The sequence below is a fragment of the Noviherbaspirillum soli genome (genome assembly GCF_015352955.1).
GTDB lineage: Bacteria > Pseudomonadota > Gammaproteobacteria > Burkholderiales > Burkholderiaceae_D > Noviherbaspirillum_A > Noviherbaspirillum_A soli.
On record NZ_JACYOX010000004.1, the window covers coordinates 63,251 to 82,218 of the forward strand.

The following is an 18,968-nucleotide window of genomic DNA, read 5'->3' on the forward strand; positions in this document are numbered from 1 at the left end:
TAAATGGAGAAGCTATGCCAAATCAACAATATGCCTCGTGTATCGATGCCTGTAACGCTTGCGCAGACGCCTGCGATTTCTGTGCGACTTCCTGCTTGCAAGAGCAAGACGTCAAAATGATGGCACGCTGCATCGCCTTGGATATGGATTGCGCCCAAATTTGCCGCCTGGCCGCCAGCTATATGGCTCGTGGGAGCGAACACGCTAAAGCAATCTGTCAGCAATGTGCAGACATCTGCGAAGCTTGCGGCGATGAATGCGCCAAACATCAGATGAATCATTGCCAGGAATGCGCAGCAGCGTGTAAACGCTGTGCAGCGGAGTGTCGCCGAATGGCAGCCGCCTAACAGTAGAACAAGGAGGTCAGATGCTTTGCTTGTCGAGGGATTTCACAAGCAAAGCGTCTTTTCATTTAGAAGAAGCGATCGAAGGTTAGGTCGGAACTTTAAATTCCAAACGACGCTTGCAAAGACCCGCAAGATGTAACTTGCCCTGCGACGTGTTCAATATGCCTTTGTAATTACGTAATTTGCACCTTCTTTGACAAATTCGACATTGACGCTTTTGCCAACTGACATCTTATCGAGCAAAGCCTTGTCGCGGACAGAGAACCCCATGGTCATGGCGGGCCACTTAAGGCTCTCGACCGGTCCATGTGCCAAGGTCACGGTTCCTTTTTGAGGCTCTACGTTTTTTATGACGCCAGTGGCCTTATGTATCATATCGGTATTGCCGGCATCAGACGTGCTTTTGGTTTCACCTCTCTGGTTCATCATCTCCATGCATGATTTCATATCCATGTCTTTCATGCCCTTCATGGCCATACCCTTCATGTCCATGCCTTTCATATTCATACATTTCTTCATGTCCATATCGCTCATTTTATTATCCTGAGCAAACACAACAATGGAAGAGGAGAGAGCAATCAGAATAGAGGCAATAGCGAACGTTTTCATAAGATTCCTTTTTGGTGGATAAACTGTTAAGTTATTTAATCAATAACTATTGCGGAAATTAGCGAAATTGGCTGCGCTATCGTGGCGAATCGTCAATAACGCAGCCTTTGGCTCTATTCAGCCTTTATTCATCATTGCTTGACATTCTTTCATCATCTTTTGCATTTTCGCGTTTTTACTGTCCTGTTGTTGGGTCGTCGCTTCTTTCGAAGATCCTTGGTGCATCCGCGCAGCTTGAGCCTTGCGTCCGTCCTCGATCAGCGCCCAATTTGGACCAGCTAAAACAGGAAGCGTCGTGTTAAAAATAGCAACTCCAATTAATACTAAAAGTGGATATTTCATGATTTGCTCCTTGTTACGCTTTTATATTGGAAGAGATGGCGGCAAATATCCGTTTGCATCTTTTCCGCTTCGTATTGAGCCAAAAGCGCGTTCCATACTTGATTTGTAATCGTGCGGCCGGCTCTGCCGGTCTTTGCGGGAAGCAAAGATACGATCCGGCAATTCAAAGGTCTTTAAATGGGTATTGTGGTTACTCCTAATCATTGGGTCGGCTCGTAGACCGCGTCGATGCGCTTATGAGAGAAAACGTGGGCATGGCGTAACGTGCGCCGTCTCAGCAACAGATACACGACCGGCACAACGAACATTGACAACAGGGGGGCTGTGATCATCCCGCCGACCATAGGTGCGGCAATTCGCTGCATGACCTCTGAGCCCGTGCCGGACCCGACCATAATGGGTACCAAGCCGGCGATAATGACGGCGACTGTCATCGCTTTGGGACGCACACGCAGGACAGCGCCTTCTCGGATCGCGTTGAGTAAATCTGCTTCGCTGATTTTTCCCGCTATGAGGCGGGCTTCCCAAGCATGCTTTAGGTAGAGCAGCATAATCACGCCAAATTCGGCGGCCACACCGGCAAGAGCAATGAAGCCGACGCCGCTTGCAATCGAGAGGTTGTGGCCGAGGATCCATTCCAGCCAAATACCGCCTGCCAGAGCAAAGGGAAGTGTTCCCATGATCAGCGCTGCCTCGTCGAAGCGGTGGAACGTGAGGTACAGCAGCACAAAGATGATAAGCAAAGTTGCCGGCACGACTACTTTCAACTTTTCGCTTGCACGCTCAAGGTATTCGAATTGTCCTGACCAGGAGATTGAATAACCAGGTGGTAATTTCACTTCCTTTGCGACCGCGTGCTGCATGTCTTTCACGGCCGAGCTTAAGTCTCGACCACGAATGTCGACATACACCCATCCTGACAGGCGAGCGTTTTCGCTTTTGAGCATGGGCGGACCGTCATTGATTTTGATATTGGCCACATCCCCGAGCCGAATCTGTGCGCCACGCTCTGTCAACACCGGTAATTGTCGCAACTTTTCAACGGAATCACGTACCTCGCGTGGATAACGGAGATTGATCGGGAACCGCTGCAGCCCCTCGATCGTTTCTCCAATGTTGTCCCCGCCAATAGCGGAAGACACGATGCTTTGTACGTCTGCGATGTTTAGCCCATAACGGGCTGCTGCATCACGATCGATGTTGACGTCGACATAGCGCCCTCCATTGAGTCGTTCTGCTAGCGCTGAAGAAACCCCGGAGATCTTTTTAATAACACGTTCGATGTCGCCAGTGACGCGATCGATTTCTTGCAGGTTTGTACCGGCAACTTTGACGCCAACAGGGCTCTTGATTCCAGTGGCCAGCATATCAATTCGGTTCCTGATTGGCGGTACCCAGATGTTCGATAAGCCTGGAACTTTGACAGCGCGGTCAAGCTCTTCAATAAGCTTGTCTGTTGTCATGCCGGCACGCCACTGGTCACGCGGTTTGAATTGAATGGTTGTCTCGAACATCTCCAAAGGTGCTGGGTCTGTCGCAGTTTCTGCCCGGCCTGCTTTACCGAACACGGTTGCAACCTCGGGAACTGTTTTGATGAGCCGGTCGGTTTGCTGCAATAGTTGCGACACTTTTCCGGCTGATAGACCGGGTAACGCAGATGGCATGTAAAGTACGTCACCTTCATCCAATGCCGGCATGAACTCGCCTCCTAAGCGGGAAAGAGGCCAAATGGTCGCTACAGCCAAGACAGCAGCAGCAAGAAGTGTCACCTTCGGGAATCGCAGGGCTACGTCGAGTAGAGGACGGTAAAGCGCAATCAGGAAACGGTTGAGCGGATTTTTTTGCTCATCTGGAATGCGACCGCGAATCAGATAACCCATCAACACAGGGATCAGTGTCACGGCAAGGCCAGCGGCGGCAGCCATCGCGTACGTTTTTGTAAAGGCCAACGGCGAGAAAAGGCGTCCTTCTTGTGCTTCTAAGGTAAACACTGGAATGAACGACAAGACAATAATCAGCAGCGAAAAGAATAGGGCGGGGCCAACTTCCGATGCAGAGTCACCGATGACCCGCCAATGCTCCTCCCCTTTAAGCTTCTTGCCTGGATTTGCGTGGTTCCATGCTTCGATATGTTTATGGGCATTCTCGATCATGACGACAGCGGCGTCGACCATGGCACCGATTGCGATGGCAATCCCACCAAGGGACATGATGTTGGCGTTGACTCCTTGGTAGTACATAACGATGTACGCGGCCAGTATCCCGAGTGGCAGCGAGACAATGGCCACTAATGCAGACCGGATGTGGAACAGGAATATGGCGCATACCACAGCAACCACAATAAATTCTTCAATGAGTTTGTGTTCGAGGTTGGTGACGGCACGGTTGATTAGATTAGACCTGTCATAGGTCGGGATGATCTCGACACCTGACGGCAAGCTGGATTTCAGGTTTTCGAGCTTAGCCTTTACCGCTTCAATTGTTTCCAGTGCGTTTTTCCCTGAACGCATAACAATTACCCCACCCGCAACCTCGCCCTCGCCGTTAAGTTCTGCAATACCGCGACGCATTTCTGGACCGACTTGTATGCGTGCGACATCACCGAGGCGCACCGATACGCCAGCGTCCGTGGTGGTCAAGGGGATCTTCCTGAAATCATCGAGGGAGGTTAGGTAGCCGGATGCTCGCACCATGTACTCGGCTTCACCAAGTTCCAGTACCGAGCCGCCTGATTCCTGGTTCGCCTTTTGGACGGCTTCAATTACTTTGCCGTGCGGGATATTGTAGGCGCGCAGCTTGTCGGGGTTTAAAACGATCTGGTACTGACGCACCATCCCGCCGATGCTGGCTACCTCTGATACGTTTGCTACTGTTTTTAATTCGTATTTGAGAAACCAGTCCTGCAGCGTGCGTAGTTGGGACAGGTCCATCTTTCCGCTGCGGTCCACCAGTGCATATTCGTATACCCAGCCGACACCAGTCGCATCAGGGCCGAGTGCCGTTTTTGCCTGTGGCGGCAAACGTGATTGGACCTGATTCAAGTATTCGAGGACTCGTGATCGAGCCCAATACGGGTCCGTGTGGTCCTCGAACAGGATGTAGACAAAGGAGTCACCAAAAAATGAATAGCCACGAACCGTTTTTGCTCCCGGAACAGAAAGCATTGTTGTGGTGAGCGGATATGTCACCTGATTTTCAACGATCTGTGGGGCCTGTCCTGGATAGGTAGTACGGATAATCACCTGAACGTCTGACAGGTCGGGGAGGGCGTCGACGGGCGTACGTGACAACGCCCAGATACCCCAGGCGGTCAATATCAGCGTCGCGAGCAACACGAGGATACGGTTGGTGATAGACCAGCGGATTAATTTTGCGATCATTTTTTAACCCCTTCTGCATTAGCTGGGACCGCTTCCTGCCGCTGCGAGGTCGTTCCAGCCGAACTGCCTTTTGCAGCGTTCGGTGCGGTACCAGCAGGCGAAATCGCGGCAATCTCATACGCACCATCTTTCGTCGGGCGGATTTCGAACGTCACTGTGTCGCCGACCGCAATATTTTTCGGTACACCGCTTGCCGGGGCTTTGAAACCCATTGTCATTTCGCCCCATTGCAGACTTGGAATTGGACCGTGGGAGATTGTGATTTCATCATTGCTAATGCTCTCAATCTTGCCTTTTCCTGCGTGCGTTTGATCTGAGGTACTACTCGTGCCGGCTTGGGGGGCTTCTCCCATGCGAGTCTCAGTTCCTTTGAGGCTGGCTTCCGAGTCAATCAGGAATTGTCCTGAGATGACCACTTTCTGTCCTGCTTCAAGCCCTTTGCGAATCTCCGTCTGTCCATTTGCCTCCGCACCAATCTCTACATCGACAGGAGTAAAACCGCCGTTGTCTTGAGCCACCATCACAACGCTGCGTCTGCCTGTCTGGATCACTGCTTCCGTGGGAATGGTCAAGACATCTTGCTTCGTGGCGGGCGTGAAATTAATAGTGGCGAACATCCCTGGAACCAGACGACCCTCGGGATTGGCGAGTTCCACGCGTGCTTTTATGGTACGCGTTGCAGCATTGACCTCGGGAAGAATGGCGCTAACTTTTCCCTTGATCGTCGTGCCTGGCAGAGACGGCGTGCGGGCTTCAACTGACGCTCCGGGGCGTACTTGCGCAGACAGATTTTCTGGCACGTCTGCATTCACCCATATCGTACTTAAGCCATTGATGCGGAATAGGGAAGCACCAGACATGACAGTCATGCCTTCACGTACAGACAATTCAGCAATCACGCCGCTAATAGGCGCAATAATTGTCATTCGTGGCTGAAGCTTTGCTGTCGTCTCGACCAAGCGGATCTGCTCATCGCTCATTCCTGCCAAGCGCATGCGCTGGCGAGCAGCGTCTAACAAGTCCTTCGTTTCTGGCCCTTGCATCTGTTTTACGGTCAGGTAATCTTCTTGGGCTGCAATCCAGTCAGGGACGTATATTTGAACAAGCGGCTGGCCTTTTCGAACTGGGTCAAGCGGGGCTCTCACGTAGAGGCGTTCAACAAATCCATTGCTTCGTGCCTGTATAACGGCTACATCGCGTTCGTTGTAGGCGACACTTCCGACAGCTTCAACGACAGCAGCTACGTTTCCCTTGGTTACTTCGGCGGTTCGCACTCCCAGGTTTTGTTGTACACGAGGACTGATCGTGATTTTGCCGTCGTCACCAGCTTCGTCTGCATACACCGGCACCAATTGCATGTCCATGAATGGTGATTTTCCGGGCTTGTCAAACTTCTGACCTGGCACCATCGGGTCATGCCAATAAAGGACTTTCCTCCCGCTCGCAGGATCCACTTTCCCGGCTTCTGATGCTCCATTGGCTGCTTGCTGACCCGCCTTCGTTGGCACGTCCGACGTAGTCATCTTCATGCCCTGTTGCATGCCGAATGCGTACAAGCCATATCCACCTGCACCGAGCACTCCAGTTACTAGAACCACAAGCAAAATCTTTTTAGCGTTCATTTTGAGCCTTCGACAATAGGCATAGACCGATGGGATTCGTCGGCATCGATTGGGAATAAATAATTGAGTTGTGCCCATAACCGGGCCGTCTCGGCTTCCAGTTGCAGGCCTTGAAGGCGCATGTCAATGACATTGCGGCGAGCAGCCAACACCTCGGATAAAGTCGCTTTGCCACCCCGGTATGCCGCGATTACCGCACCGGTGCGATCGTTGGCAAGGGGTATGAGTTCGTTCTCGTACCGTTGCTGCCGCTCCTTGCCGTTTTCCCATTCATTGATCATTGCGCGTGTTTGTGCAACGTGCTCGCGCACCATGTCGTCGCGTTCAGCTTTGGCTTGCTCTACCATGGCAAGCTTGGAGGAAAGTTCGCGCTCCTGTCGGTTCTTTTGATCCCATTGCAAAGGAACAGATACCCCTACCGAAACCATGTTCGAATAGGCTGGACCCCGTTGTTGGTACGCTACCTCGACTGACCAGTCGGCACGCTTGTTCGCTTCAGCTAATTTCGCCTCTGCAGCAGCAATTTCAGCTTGCTTTGCGACGATGGCAATTTCGGGGTGATGCAGCAGCACCGTATCTAAAGTGGCCGGGTCGAGTCGAATTTCATTGGTAGAAGGCTTTGCGGCCAAGGGCATATCCGCCGCTTTGCCAATCCAACGTGAGAGGATGGTTTTGGCGTTGAGAATGCGTCGTTGTGCTTCGCTACTTTGGTTATCGAAGGTTGCTACAGCACTGCGCGCTGCAAATATGTCTGCCTGGTTGCCACGACCAGCACGATATGCGCCTTCAGCCGCCTGAACTTCCAATTTGGCTTGCGTCCTCTGCTCTGTGATGGCAGCGGCGGCGGCCTGAGCGTAGTAAAGGTCAAGCCAGGCGAGGGCAGTTGCACGCTCGACAGACGCAACAGCAAACGTTTTTTCGGCAAGTCCTTTTTCCGCTTCACGTTCAAAACGTTCAGAACGAGCCTGTCGCTTGTCTGAACGCGTTAACTCCTGCATGACGCCAATTCGACGCATGGTCATAAAGTCGTTAGTCAAGCTGAACCGATCAGGTCCGTTGACCGGAAGGTTATCAATTCCGGCTCTCAGGATCGGGTCAGGCAATTGACCAGCCGCCACAGCCATGTCCCGTGAAGAGCTAACAGCGTAGTCTTTTGCGGCTACTTGGCGTGAAAGTTCGACGGCCCGCTGCTGAGCAGCGAGCAGGGTCAACGGTCCTTCTTGGGTCCAGCCGCTGGTTGGCAAGGCCAAAGCGGTAGAAATCGCAAATATACAACTTCCTCGGCGTAACCGAGAAACGATAACGGGCGTCGAAAATGACGCGGTAAACGGGTAATGCATTAAACCCCCAGAAAGCATTGAACACCACCGTTCACGCAACAGCCGTGACGATGCCGAGCTATACGATCTGAGGGTCTAAATGCGGAAACAGCAGTTTTGGATCGAGAGAGGCGGGGCGGTACTTCGTACTAAGGAAAACGGATCCTGCCATTGGTCAGCCGACAAGTTCGGCACGGCGACCGGGTGTAACGTGCCGAAAAGCGTGATGGGTACAAAGAGCGCTACGGGTGGAGAATGGGGCTTGTCGAGCGACTGCTTGCCTGCTTGCTCGCTGGCGTGACACAGGCTGGGTTGCTTTTTATCCATCTCATGGCAGGGGGTCATGGTATCGGTCCCCATGTCCATAACGACTTCCATCGTCTCCTGCGATATGCCTCGGTCTAACGTTGGGCAGGCATACGCAGCCACAGCAAGCTGCATAAACAGCATGCTGAGCAGCGCAATCAATGCTGCAATAACGCGAGATGGGCGAGAAAAACGCATGAGCTATAAAGTTTACTTGAGGAAAGCTGGTTACCTATTATGACAACTATTTTTATAGTATGCAGAAAATTTGGTTGAATCAACCAGACATTTTGATTACAAATTCGTAATCTGTGATTGAAATCGAGTCGCTGAATAGCAAAGATGAAATGGCAAAAATGAAACATTTCCAAGAGGATGAAGCGATTGACCGCTGCTTTCGACGCCTGAGAAACGACGTCGTATTCGCGCTTGTCGCGGTAGCGGTCGTTCAGGTAATTCTCACGCTACTCCTTATGGCTATCATTTGATCTAATGAGCGCAGCCTAGCGCTTCCACTTGGTGCTTTTCAGCCATCGTGCGCCCGAGTCGGTCCAAACGCCATATCACAAGGCTGTCTCCTTCTCGTAGTGAATTTAGGCAATTCTTTCTCTTGCTCATTCGAGAGAAATTTTTAATGCACTTGACGCGCTCGATCGTAAGATTTGAAGAATTTCGGTGACATTGAGTAAAGACAGAGTTCGATGTTTCCTGTTGTGTACTGAGCAGGGCTTCGGTTGAAACCGGACGGTTGCAGCGAATTACGAAACTGTAATGAAATGGTCAGATTTTTGTTTGTAGTGGGTATTTATACTTCTCGTCATGGATTCGCGAACGAATGGTTCGGATCCGAAAAACCCACCAATCTCATAGGAGCATTTTGATGAAACTGACCAATATTTCTAGCGTAGCCATCCTTGCAACGGCCTTGGCTGCTTTCACCTCCGGCGCTTTTGCTACGGACATAACCAATGTTCAATCAGGTCGGGCAGTCAATCAGTGGCAAGACATGACAGGCATTAAGTCGACGAAGACCCGCGCAGAAGTCCGATCCGAATTGAGTCAGGCGCAAACGCTAGGAACGTCTGGGCAGCATGAATACATCGAGTTTTCTCAAACTGCAGCGTCGAGCGGTACTTCGCGTGCCAATGTGAAGTCAGGGTTGAACCAGTCGAGCGCAAATACGGTTCTGCGGCCGAATGATATTTATTATGGTGGCTAAAGGTCTAATGTAACCAAGGTTCAGATCCTGGTAGGTTCAGCAGTAGAAGGGGAACTCCGCGAGTTCCCCTTTTTGCCATCACGTGTACCTTTCCATTTCAACCGAGAAACTTTAAATGCTCAGGGCTAGCGTTGCAAAACTTTCCCTTTCAACGAGTTTGGTACGGAGACAAATTGTATGAAGCGCTTACTGATTTTATTGTTTTCTCTTACAGCGGTCGTTGTTGCTCCATCTGTAAGCAGCATCGCTCACAGCGAAGAGTCATCTTTTCAAGTTGCCAGCGCAGCAAAGAGCGCCGCAGCCACAAAAGAACATCTGGATGAAATGGTTAATGGGGAGGTTCTGAAGATTGATAACGACATGTTGAAGATCGTCATAAAGCATCAAGAACTGAGATGCCTTGGCATGCCGGCGATGACCATGGTGTTTAATGTGCCTGACCGAACATTCCTTGAAGGCGTTAAGGAAGGTGGAAAAATAAAATTTGCTGCTCAGGTTGCTCCGCACGGGCTTTTAGTTACTAACCTTGAGCCAGAGCGCAACTGAGATTGCCATTGTCGGGCGCTGTTCTTACAGTTTTTTTACAGCGCGACGATTGCATCGGAGCACCAGCAAACGACAGATGCGAACCTCTGCGCGGGTGAATTTGTTAAGTGTGCCGGCTCCCACTTCTGCCTACCGCCTTTTCAAGGTTTTCTCAACACACTTGTCTGCTGCATCTCATCGTGTAGGTACTTGCCTAGAGCAGTAGGGTAACTCGCTGGAATTGGGTTAGCCATATGCCGGGCCGGCATTTTAATGCCAATGCCGTAGGCAATCATGTTGATTTCAGTCGTACGGATCGGCTTAGCGCCCTCTAGTGGCGTGCCGACGGTAGTCATAAAGAGGGATTGCCAAATTGCAGTCTATGTTATGTGTGCCGCTAGTCTTTGGGAGTCATTACAAGGAAACTGTGCATATGGATTCTAAAATGTAACTTTTTAAACCGGTATGTAGTTGCACAGCAGTACGATGCTAAGAAAATTGTATTTAGGAAACAAAATTATGAACAATTATGGAATTTTATTGTATTAAAATCAATAGCTTGCAATTTACTTAGTATCGGCGACAGTCGGTTTTTTCTTCTAGCCGACGTCGGGTAAGAGTTTAAGCGGTATGTGCCAATACGACAAGAAACCAATAAAATTTTATAAAACTTCATAATTTTGTTAACGATTTGAAATTTTTGGATGTTCTGCAGCACTATAATTGATGGGTGTTCATTATGGCAGCAGAGGTGCTTCATGGAAAAAGAGCCTATCTTTCATCGTCGAGATCTTGCAGAGCGTCTCGGTACCCAGTTGGTTTCACGGGTCGGTGCGTCTGGGATGTTTGTTACCGCGCCGCGACGAACTGGGAAAAGTACCTTTATCCGGGAAGATTTGATTCCTTTGTTGCTTCTGGAACACAGCGTTGAGATTGTGTATGCAGATCTTTGGGAAGACCGTAGTGCAAACCCTGGAGACGTGATCGTTGGTGCTATCAAGGATCGCCTTCTCAGATACGACGGCATTGTAATGCGTGCGGCCAAAGCCAGCGGGGTTGACAAAATTAAGGTGGGGGGCTTAGAAATGAGCTTGGATCGTGTAGGCTTTGGTAAAGGAGAAACTTTAACAAAGGCACTTAGAATCTTGGCCCAAGCCGCAGGGAAACCAGTTGTCATGGTGATCGATGAAGCACAACATTCACAATCTTCAGAGGAAGGTAGGCAAGCTCTGTATGCGTTGAAAGCAGCGAGGGATGCTCTTAATGCCAGTGACGGGCCTGGCTTTAGATTGCTGGCGACCGGATCCAACAGCGACAAGCTCGCGACGCTTGTTGACGATAAAGACCAAGCTTTTTATCAAGCGCCTATGGTTTCTCTGCCGGTGCTTGGCCGCCCATACCTTGAATGGCTACGTGGGCAGCAACTATATGAACCAAAGCCTTCTATTGAAAGCATGGAAATGGCCTTCCAGATGTGCAACCATCGTCCGGAACCGTTGAACAAGGTACTCTCAGAGTTTTCGTTGCAAACTGGTATTGACGCAAGCGAAATTGATCAGGCTCTTCAAAAAGCAATCGTAAAAAGCATGGCACGCGCTCGCTCTATATTTGAGCAGCAGATTAATGCATTAAGTCCTCTCGATGCCGCTGTTCTTAAAGTAATGGCCCAACAAGGGGCGAGGTTTGCCCCGTATGCGAAACATTCCTATGAAGCATACCGAGAATTTATCAATAGGGAAACTTCGGAAACGCAAATTGAAATCAATCAATCAACAGTCCAACAAGCACTTGAGAGGCTGCGCGCATTACAAATGATATGGCGGGCAGGACGCGGGTCGTATGCAATTGAGGATAGCCAACACATAGATTGGCTGAAGGAAATAATGTAGTCTCCCGTTACGCTCTTGTTTCACAAACCGACGTGCTTGGAACAGTACGGACTATCCCACCTAAATTCGTTTTTCTTGGTTGGGAAAAGCCGGCGTGCAACCTTTAATCAGGATAGATAAGCGACAATAATGTCTTCAAAGGGAACTACGTAACATAAGTTCGAATAAATATCCAGGAATGTCATCGTTACAAAACTGTAATGAAATGGTCAGGTGGTTGTTCGCGCAGGGTCTTTATAATTCATGCCATGGACTTGCGAACAACTGGTTCGAATCCGAAACGTCCACCATTCAACAGGAGAGTAATATGAAATCGACCAAGTTCACTAGCATGATCGTACTTACCGCAGCCTTGGCTGTTTTCAGTTCGGGTGCTTTCGCTGCAAATATAACTGATGTTCAATCTGGTCGTGCAGTGAATCAGTGGCAGGACATGACTGGTGTTCAGTCAACGAAGACACGGGCAGAAGTCCGGTCTGAAGTGAGCCAGACAAATGCGAAAGATCTGTACGGACAACAGGAATATATCGATTTCTCGAAAAATCGCGGGACGGTCTCTACTTCACGTGCCCAAGTCAAGTCGGAGTTGAGCAAGTCGACCGCTAATACGGCGCTGCAGCCTGGTGATGTGTATTTTGGCGGCTAATACTTAGAATTAAATTTACATGCTTCGTCATCAGTATCAAAAAGGGGAACTTTTTAAGTTTCCCTTTTTGCATGGAGGAGGCGAGAAGGTATCGTTTGTTACTCAAGTTGGCACTCGCTATCTTTCAGTTAGTGAAATGACAGTGACGCGATAAAACTACATTCGTAAGAAGTGAAATTTTGGATAATTACTCAGTTGAGCGGAACACGCATAGTTGTTCTGTGCCGCATAGCCTTGCCGCTGTGAAGAGACGCTACAGTCGTTCCTATAGAAGAAATATCTTCGATAATCATGGTTACGAAAGGATATATTTATGAAACGTCGAACTCTATTACAAGCTGTCTTGGTTAGTGTCTTACCTGCTCCATTGCTTGCCGCTACTCCCACCGCGCCACTAGTTGAAGTCTACAAAAGTGAAGGGTGTGGGTGCTGTGAAGCTTGGATCGACCATCTGAAAGCGAATGGCTTTGCCGTTAAAGCGCAGAATGTGGGCGATACGGGGGAATATCGAAAAAAGTTCGGCATCCCGAACGATTTGGGATCATGCCACACGGGTTTGGTGCAAGGGTACGGCATTGAGGGCCATGTACCTGCGGCCGACATCAAACGCCTTTTAGTGGAACGGCCAAAGGCCAAGGGCCTAGCAGTTCCATCTATGCCGCTTGGGAGTCCAGGAATGGAAGGGCCTCGCAAGGATCCATACGATGTTCTGCTCGTCAAAACGGATGGCAATTTTTCGGTTTACCAGCATTACAGCGGCAAATAGATATTGCATTGATAATAATTTAAGTTGGCTGTTTTGAAATAAAAGTCAGCGATCATAATGCGCTTGACTTCGTAAGAGGAAGAACGGCGTCGAATGCACTCTGTAACGCTGGCTCGATTGCAACCGGCTTCTTCTGCGACAACAGGTATTTTCTAACGTACAGTGCGATTGCCGCGACAAAGGCATCCAAGTTATCGTTGACCGTCTAAAATGGTATCTTTTGGTCAATTAGAAACCTATGGACGCTTCTTCTCCTTCTGCGGCTATTCAAAAATCACCAGCCGACCCGATCAAGTGGATCACCTTGGCAGTTACATTAATTGGCATTAGTGCATGGATGGCTGGGGAGTCGTTTCATCGCGGTTTTTGGCATCTGGCAGGATGGGATGGTCCTATCGAACCCATATCAGTGCAGCAGACCGCCTATGATGGGTTCGTTAGGACTGTAGATAGCTGGTTCTATGTGAGCATTTGGTTCGTCATAGTGGGTGTTTATGTGTTCTTTCTTTCTGCTGGCCCAAAAAAGAATTATCCCGCTCCAGCATGGCTCGTAAAAATAGTCGTTTGGTTGAAAGAACATATTCATCTTGAAGAATCTACTGCTCGTTTCAGTGGCAATCTTATATTATCGGGCCTAATTTTCGGGGTGCTTATTGTGCTACCTCTTATTTTTTGGGTAAATTCAGCAAGTAATGCTGGTCGAGATTTATTTATAAAACAAACGTGCGAGATGCGCAATGGTAGGGCAGGCCGTACAGAGGTGCAGTTGTTTGATGGAACGAAATTGCAAGGCACTTTTCTCGAACGTACTGATAAATTAAGTGTTATTTTAAATAAAGAATTTATCTATGTCGTGAGCTTGGGCGAAAAGTCGAGAATTCTAGATAAAACAACAGTTGGAACAATACCCTGTAAAAATGGCTAATTTTATTGTTTTATGGTTTCGGTGAAGTGTATGGCTACGGCAAGTAGTTAATATGGCCAAATATATAGCTTGTCGTACAGTGATCTCTTTGCCGCCTAAGGCATCACCAAGCATGCCCCCTAAGGGATTTAAAAGGCTTTTCTGGAAAGTTGTAGTGGCATAGATTTGATTTGATCGATATCGTAATCCAGTTGACCTACTGACTTCTTGAACAAATGCTGTAAGTGCAACTCCAATTGGCAGGTCTACTTTTGGAGGTAAGCAACATGAATAGGAAACCGCTTCTATTGTTTCTTTCCAGCCTAGTCTTTTGTATGGGGGCCACCGCGCAGACGGGGGGACAGTCGCATGGTGATACCCTCGGTACAGGAATGAAAGAACACGGCGCGATGCATGCCGGTTCTGACGGCAGTATGAAAGGGCATGCTGGAATGCATGCCAGCCCAGGAGCCAGTAAAGCGCCATTCGATCATCAATTCCTCGATACGATGTCTGCCCATCACCACAGCGGGATGGAGATGGCGCAAATGGCTGAGTCCAACTCTTCTCGCGGTGAAATCAAGGGCCTAGCTAAGATGATGCGCGAAGATCAAGAAAAAGACATTGCTCACATGCAAAAATTGAAACAACAGTGGTACGGGGGTAAAGGCGATGCTGTCAATATGCAGATGCCTGGTATGAAAGAGTCGATGAAGGGTATGGAAAGCAAGATGGCGAAGCTACGTGCTAGTCAAGGTGATGCATTTGATTCGATGTTCTTGACAATGATGAGCCAGCATCACCAGGATGGAATCAAAATGGCTCAGTCAGCATTGGTAAGAGGCCAACACGAAGAAGTGAAACAGATCGCGCACAAGATTATTGATTCTCAGAAGAAAGAAATGGATGTGATGAAGAATTGGAAAAATGACTGGCAGTTAAGTCGTAAATGACTGCCTTGTAAAAAGATGGACTCCATGCGCCTTTTTAGTTGGATGCTAGCAAACGTTCATTTTTATGGGCAGATAAATAAAAATTGACAAATGTATCAGGATCATTTGGGTGGCCAATTGGACGTTCGCCTTTATCCTGTATTAAGACATGACGTAATAGTCTTGGCGCTTCATCGACATGAAGATCCGCCATAAAGGCGGTCCGGTTTCAGCAACTCATCGTTCCCTCGCAGCACTTACGTGGTCCTGTTGGGAGCAGTTGCATGCGCTGAGTGACAAGCATGCTCGGTGAAGCGCAGCCTGTATGTCATTGAAGCGGCAAAGCCTATGGCGTGCCATCGTTGCGGCAGTCAGCATGTCGTTCGGAGGGCATCTTGGCAGTGCTACAACGCCTCCTATATCAGGATTGCATTAGAAGAGCAAATGCTGCAATTGGCACCCAGTTTGTCGACTCAGGTATCAGGGGAGGTTGAAGCCCATGCGCGGTGCCTGGAACACCGCCTGAAGATTCGTGAAGTACCGAAGCAGTCGGCATCTGCATTGCCATCGGTTCACAGGGCAGCCGACTCGCTTGCAGCCGCTTGCGTACCAAGCTTGATCGCGATCGATGAGACGTATTTACGGCGGCCCGAAAAAAATCTCGGCATTTTGGCCGCCAGACTATTGCCTACGAAAGATGTTAACTTCCGAGCAAGAAGTGGCGAGATTTGTCTAAAAAGTACGAACTTCTATGTCTTTCTGGAATCCCAACGAAAGTGCTTGGCTTATAATTAGCTATTCATGGTTTTGTTGCATGGAAACTCCGAGTTATTACTGAAGAACACCAACAACGTATGCGACGTTTGCTGATTATTTTGATGATGGTTGTGCTGCCGTTCCAGCTAAGCTGGGCGGCTGCGGCCACCTATTGTCAACATGAAAGCAGCCCGGTTGCTTCCCATTTTGGGCATCATGTCCATAAGCATGTTGTTACAGGGGGCGATTCCAAGTCGGAGAAAAACGTAGGATCCAAGCTGCTCTCAGACGACGACTGTACAGTTTGTCACCTTGGTGGCGTGGGCATTGTGTCAGTGCCTTCTTATTCACTTTCTATTGAAGTTGCAAACACTGACGAAGTATTTGCTGTAACTCCTCATCTTGCATCGGTTCGTCCTGATCGACCCGAACGTCCTAAATGGGCACCTGCCGCTTTGTAATCCGGCACGTCGCTTGTTCTATCTTCACATTCATTTGATTTAACACACCCAGCGTCTTGCCGGATCCCTTTGTTCGTTGCACAAGGAGATTCGATGCAAAAGTTGTTGTTGCCGCTCGCGTTAGCGGTACTCGTTTTACCTCCTGCATATGCTGAGAACGGTGTTAAAGCAGAAAGCACCGTTAAAGCAGAAAGCACCAAGTCAGGGGTCGCCAGGACTCGGCCAGTCGAGCCAATGGGGACGCTTTCTCTGGGAGCCGCGCTGGATTTAGCGTATAGCGCCAATCCAGATATTGCTGTCGCACGCCGAGAAGTCCAGGCCGTGGAGGGCGCGATTCTACAAGCGCAGACCATCCCAAATCCGCAGGTTGGAACCTCTATTGAGGACACCAAGCAAGAAACCAGAACCACTACGTTTCAACTGAGCCAGCCCCTTGAGCTTGGTGGAAAGCGCGCAGCACGTGTAACGGCTGCGCGGCGCGGATACGACGCTGCAATGCTTGAACTGCAGGGAAAGCAGGCAGAAGTACGTGCTGCCGTGGTATCGGCCTTCTATGACGTTGTAACCGCGCAGGAGCGATTTCGTCTGGCTCAGGCGACTACTGAACTTGCGAAACGTGCAACTGAAATCGCCTCCAAGCGCGTTCTCGCTGGCAAGGTCTCGCCCGTTGAAGAAACTAAGGCTCGGGTAGCGGAGTCCGGCGTGCGCGTCGAACTTGCGCAAGCGACTAGCGAGTTGCAGGCATCGCGCAAGCGCTTGGGAGCTATGTGGGGCAATGCCGTTCCTTACTTTGACCTTGCGGAGAACCAACTTGAAACGCTCCCTTCGCTTCCAGGCGTCGATGAACTAAAACAGGGGCTGCGCCAAGCTCCCAGTCTTCAGCGCGCACGCATGGAAGTCGATCGTCGGCAGGCGTTAGCGCGGGTTGAGCTTACCCGCCGCGTACCAGATATTACGGTCAGTCTTGGTGTTAAGCGCGATGAGCAGTTAGGACGCAATCAGGCCATTGTTGGCGTGTCGGTCCCACTGCCGCTGTTTGATCGCAACCAAGGCAATGTGCTGGAGGCACTACGTCGCTCCGATAAGGCACGAGATGAGTTGACAGCGACCGAGGTACGTTTGAATAGCGAACTTGGCCAAGCCTATGACAGGTTGAATGCTAGTCGTATGGAAGTTGGGCTGCTGAGACAAGAAATCTTGCCTGGTGCGCAAAGTGCATATGACGCGACAACGAAAGGCTATGAACTCGGGAAGTTCAATTTCCTTGAGGTGCTTGATGCACAACGTACGTTCTTCCAAGCTCGATCCCAGTATTTGCGTGCGCTCGCCGAGACTCATCGAAGCGCCGCTGAAATAGACCGCATTGTCGGTGTCGCATTTGAGAGACCCAACATGGGCACCGTGCATCAGGAGCAACAATGAACAGAAAACAGTTAATGGCAATTATTGCCATCATTATCGTCGGCGCATTATTTGGTGCCTTTGTGCTCTTTACAGGTAATAGCAAGCTTGTTGAAGAGGAGGCAGGTGCGCGTTCTGAAAGCAGCCATGAAGATGAGAAAGGCAATGCAGCCACGGAACATAAACAAGAAGCTGCAAAAAAAGGATTGCATGGCGGCCAGTTGTACAGCAAGGGCAATTTTGATCTCGAAATCACCCTAGTCGAAGATGCTGGCGAAGCACGATTCGTCGTTTATCTAAGCAGGCAAGGCAAGCCTCTACCGCCGACCTCCGCCAAAATATCTGGCACGCTCAGTCGTCCTGATGGAGAGTCGCAGGAGATCGCTTTTGCGCCAGAAGAGGGGGCACTCAAGAGCACCACCGTCATTGCAGAACCATACGTTTTCGATGCAAAGATCACTGCGCAAGCAGGCGGTGAGTCATTCGTTTTCTCATTTTCAAAAGAAGAAGGAAAAGTTGAACTGACAGATGCGCAAATTAACGCAAGTGGCGTGACTTTGCAGGAGGCTGGTTCTGCGCGCATTCAAAGCGTGCTCCAACTTCCAGGAGAAATCGGTTTTAACGAAGACAGTACCGCGCATGTGGTGTCACGTGTTGGCGGTGTCGTGGAATCTGTTTCCGCGAGCCTTGGACAGATCGTCAAAAAAGGGACAGTGTTAGCTGTCATTTCAAGTACATCCTTGTCCGAACAGCGGAGTGAACTGCTCGCCGCACAGAAACGGCTTGAATTCGCCCGAACCACCTATGCCCGTGAAAAAAAGCTCTGGGAAGAGAAAATTTCCGCGCAGCAGGACTATCTTGAAGCTCAGCAGCAACTGCGTGAAGCCGAAATCGCTGCACAAAATGCCCGGCAAAAGCTTGCCGCGTTGGGGGCCACTACCACTGGAGCGGGTTCCTTGAGCCGATTCGAGGTGCGCGCACCATTCGACGGCGCAATCGTTGAAAAGCACGTCACTCTTGGTGAAACTGTAAAAGAGGACACCAACATATTCGTGCTCTCCGACCTATCAACGGTGTGGGCAAACGTCATAGTGCCTGCCAAAGATATCGAGAAAGTTCGCGTCGGCCTAACGGCTGTAGTTACAGCGGCGTCGTCCGAGTCCAAAGCGACCGGAAAAGTATCGTATGTCGGTTCCTTGATCGGCGAGCAAACACGTTCGGCAAATGCCCGAGTTGTGATTCAGAACCCGCAAATGGCATGGCGTCCTGGTTTGTACGTAAACGTGGAACTGGTAGCTGAGCAAAGCAACGTTCCGGTCGCCGTTTCAGCAGAGGCTGTTCAATCGATCAACGACAAGCCTGTCGTGTTTATGCGCGTTCCGGGTGGATTCGTGGCCCAACCGGTGACCATTGGCCGTAGTGATGGCAAGCAGGTTGAAATTGTCAAGGGACTAAAACCTGGTGTTCCTTATGCTGCAGCCGGTAGTTTTGTCATTAAAGCAGAACTCGGCAAGGGCAGCGCCGAGCACGCACACTGATGCGGA

The 18,968-nt window shown here is 49.9% G+C and carries 19 protein-coding genes; 12 read left to right on the top strand and 7 right to left on the bottom strand.

From position 1 onward, the window contains the following. The first annotated feature begins 14 nt into the window (after positions 1-14). Positions 15-347, top strand: coding sequence for a four-helix bundle copper-binding protein (locus IGW04_RS25600; RefSeq protein ID WP_228526882.1), 333 nt, complete (start codon positions 15-17; stop codon positions 345-347). 156 nt (positions 348-503) lie between these two features. Here the strand turns inward: IGW04_RS25600 and IGW04_RS05780 are convergent, their stop codons facing one another. The 7 genes from IGW04_RS05780 to IGW04_RS26195 all read right to left on the bottom strand — a co-directional run bounded on the left by IGW04_RS05780 (position 504) and on the right by IGW04_RS26195 (position 8,543). Continuing rightward, positions 504-956 (bottom strand): copper-binding protein, encoded by a 453-nt coding sequence (locus IGW04_RS05780; RefSeq protein ID WP_194712102.1) that lies wholly within the window; start codon positions 954-956, stop codon positions 504-506. Between the two features lie 117 nt (positions 957-1,073). Further along, complete coding sequence (locus IGW04_RS05785) at positions 1,074-1,298, bottom strand: hypothetical protein (protein ID WP_194712103.1); 225 nt, start codon at positions 1,296-1,298, stop codon at positions 1,074-1,076. Between the two features lie 200 nt (positions 1,299-1,498). Beyond that, positions 1,499-4,678 (bottom strand): efflux RND transporter permease subunit, encoded by a 3,180-nt coding sequence (locus IGW04_RS05790; protein WP_194712104.1) that lies wholly within the window; start codon positions 4,676-4,678, stop codon positions 1,499-1,501. After that, positions 4,675-6,300, bottom strand: a complete 1,626-nt coding sequence (locus IGW04_RS05795; protein WP_194712105.1) for an efflux RND transporter periplasmic adaptor subunit — start codon at positions 6,298-6,300, stop codon at positions 4,675-4,677. Before IGW04_RS05795 ends, IGW04_RS05790 begins: the two co-directional genes overlap by 4 nt. Beyond that, positions 6,297-7,511, bottom strand: coding sequence for a TolC family protein (locus IGW04_RS05800; protein WP_228526883.1), 1,215 nt, complete (start codon positions 7,509-7,511; stop codon positions 6,297-6,299). The genes IGW04_RS05795 and IGW04_RS05800 overlap by 4 nt, the downstream gene beginning before the upstream one ends. 204 nt (positions 7,512-7,715) lie before the next feature. After that, the gene (locus IGW04_RS05805; RefSeq protein WP_194712107.1) at positions 7,716-8,123 is read right to left on the bottom strand and encodes a hypothetical protein; all 408 of its coding nucleotides are present in this window, start codon (positions 8,121-8,123) and stop codon (positions 7,716-7,718) included. 291 nt (positions 8,124-8,414) lie between these two features. Continuing rightward, entirely contained in the window at positions 8,415-8,543 is a 129-nt protein-coding gene (locus IGW04_RS26195; protein WP_407672042.1) for a recombinase family protein, read from the bottom strand. Between the two features lie 262 nt (positions 8,544-8,805). Between IGW04_RS26195 and IGW04_RS05810 the strand changes: the two genes are divergently transcribed. The 11 genes from IGW04_RS05810 (at position 8,806) to IGW04_RS05860 (ending at position 18,962) form a co-directional block, all read left to right on the top strand. Next, on the top strand, positions 8,806-9,144 hold the full coding sequence (locus tag IGW04_RS05810; protein ID WP_194712108.1) for a DUF4148 domain-containing protein: 339 nt from the start codon (positions 8,806-8,808) through the stop codon (positions 9,142-9,144). Between the two features lie 177 nt (positions 9,145-9,321). After that, positions 9,322-9,690 (top strand): copper-binding protein, encoded by a 369-nt coding sequence (locus IGW04_RS05815; protein WP_194712109.1) that lies wholly within the window; start codon positions 9,322-9,324, stop codon positions 9,688-9,690. A gap of 737 nt (positions 9,691-10,427) precedes the next feature. Further along, entirely contained in the window at positions 10,428-11,558 is a 1,131-nt protein-coding gene (locus IGW04_RS05820; RefSeq protein ID WP_194712110.1) for an ATP-binding protein, read from the top strand. Between the two features lie 307 nt (positions 11,559-11,865). Then, complete coding sequence (locus IGW04_RS05825) at positions 11,866-12,204, top strand: DUF4148 domain-containing protein (protein ID WP_194712111.1); 339 nt, start codon at positions 11,866-11,868, stop codon at positions 12,202-12,204. A 313-nt stretch (positions 12,205-12,517) separates the two neighbouring features. Continuing rightward, positions 12,518-12,970, top strand: coding sequence for a DUF411 domain-containing protein (locus tag IGW04_RS05830; RefSeq protein WP_194712112.1), 453 nt, complete (start codon positions 12,518-12,520; stop codon positions 12,968-12,970). Positions 12,971-13,208: 238 nt separating this feature from the next. Further along, positions 13,209-13,895: a hypothetical protein gene (locus tag IGW04_RS05835; protein ID WP_194712113.1), complete on the top strand. Its 687-nt coding sequence runs from the start codon at positions 13,209-13,211 to the stop codon at positions 13,893-13,895. Positions 13,896-14,161: 266 nt separating this feature from the next. Then, complete coding sequence (locus tag IGW04_RS05840) at positions 14,162-14,827, top strand: DUF305 domain-containing protein (protein ID WP_194712114.1); 666 nt, start codon at positions 14,162-14,164, stop codon at positions 14,825-14,827. Positions 14,828-15,115: 288 nt separating this feature from the next. Further along, on the top strand, positions 15,116-15,601 hold the full coding sequence (locus IGW04_RS05845; RefSeq protein WP_194712115.1) for a hypothetical protein: 486 nt from the start codon (positions 15,116-15,118) through the stop codon (positions 15,599-15,601). 59 nt (positions 15,602-15,660) lie between these two features. Next, positions 15,661-16,023 (top strand): cation efflux protein, CzcI family, encoded by a 363-nt coding sequence (czcI, locus tag IGW04_RS05850; RefSeq protein ID WP_194712116.1) that lies wholly within the window; start codon positions 15,661-15,663, stop codon positions 16,021-16,023. A 93-nt stretch (positions 16,024-16,116) separates the two neighbouring features. Then, entirely contained in the window at positions 16,117-17,445 is a 1,329-nt protein-coding gene (locus tag IGW04_RS05855; protein WP_194712117.1) for a TolC family protein, read from the top strand. Next, the gene (locus tag IGW04_RS05860; protein WP_194712118.1) at positions 17,442-18,962 is read left to right on the top strand and encodes an efflux RND transporter periplasmic adaptor subunit; all 1,521 of its coding nucleotides are present in this window, start codon (positions 17,442-17,444) and stop codon (positions 18,960-18,962) included. Before IGW04_RS05855 ends, IGW04_RS05860 begins: the two co-directional genes overlap by 4 nt. Positions 18,963-18,968: the final 6 nt, after the last annotated feature.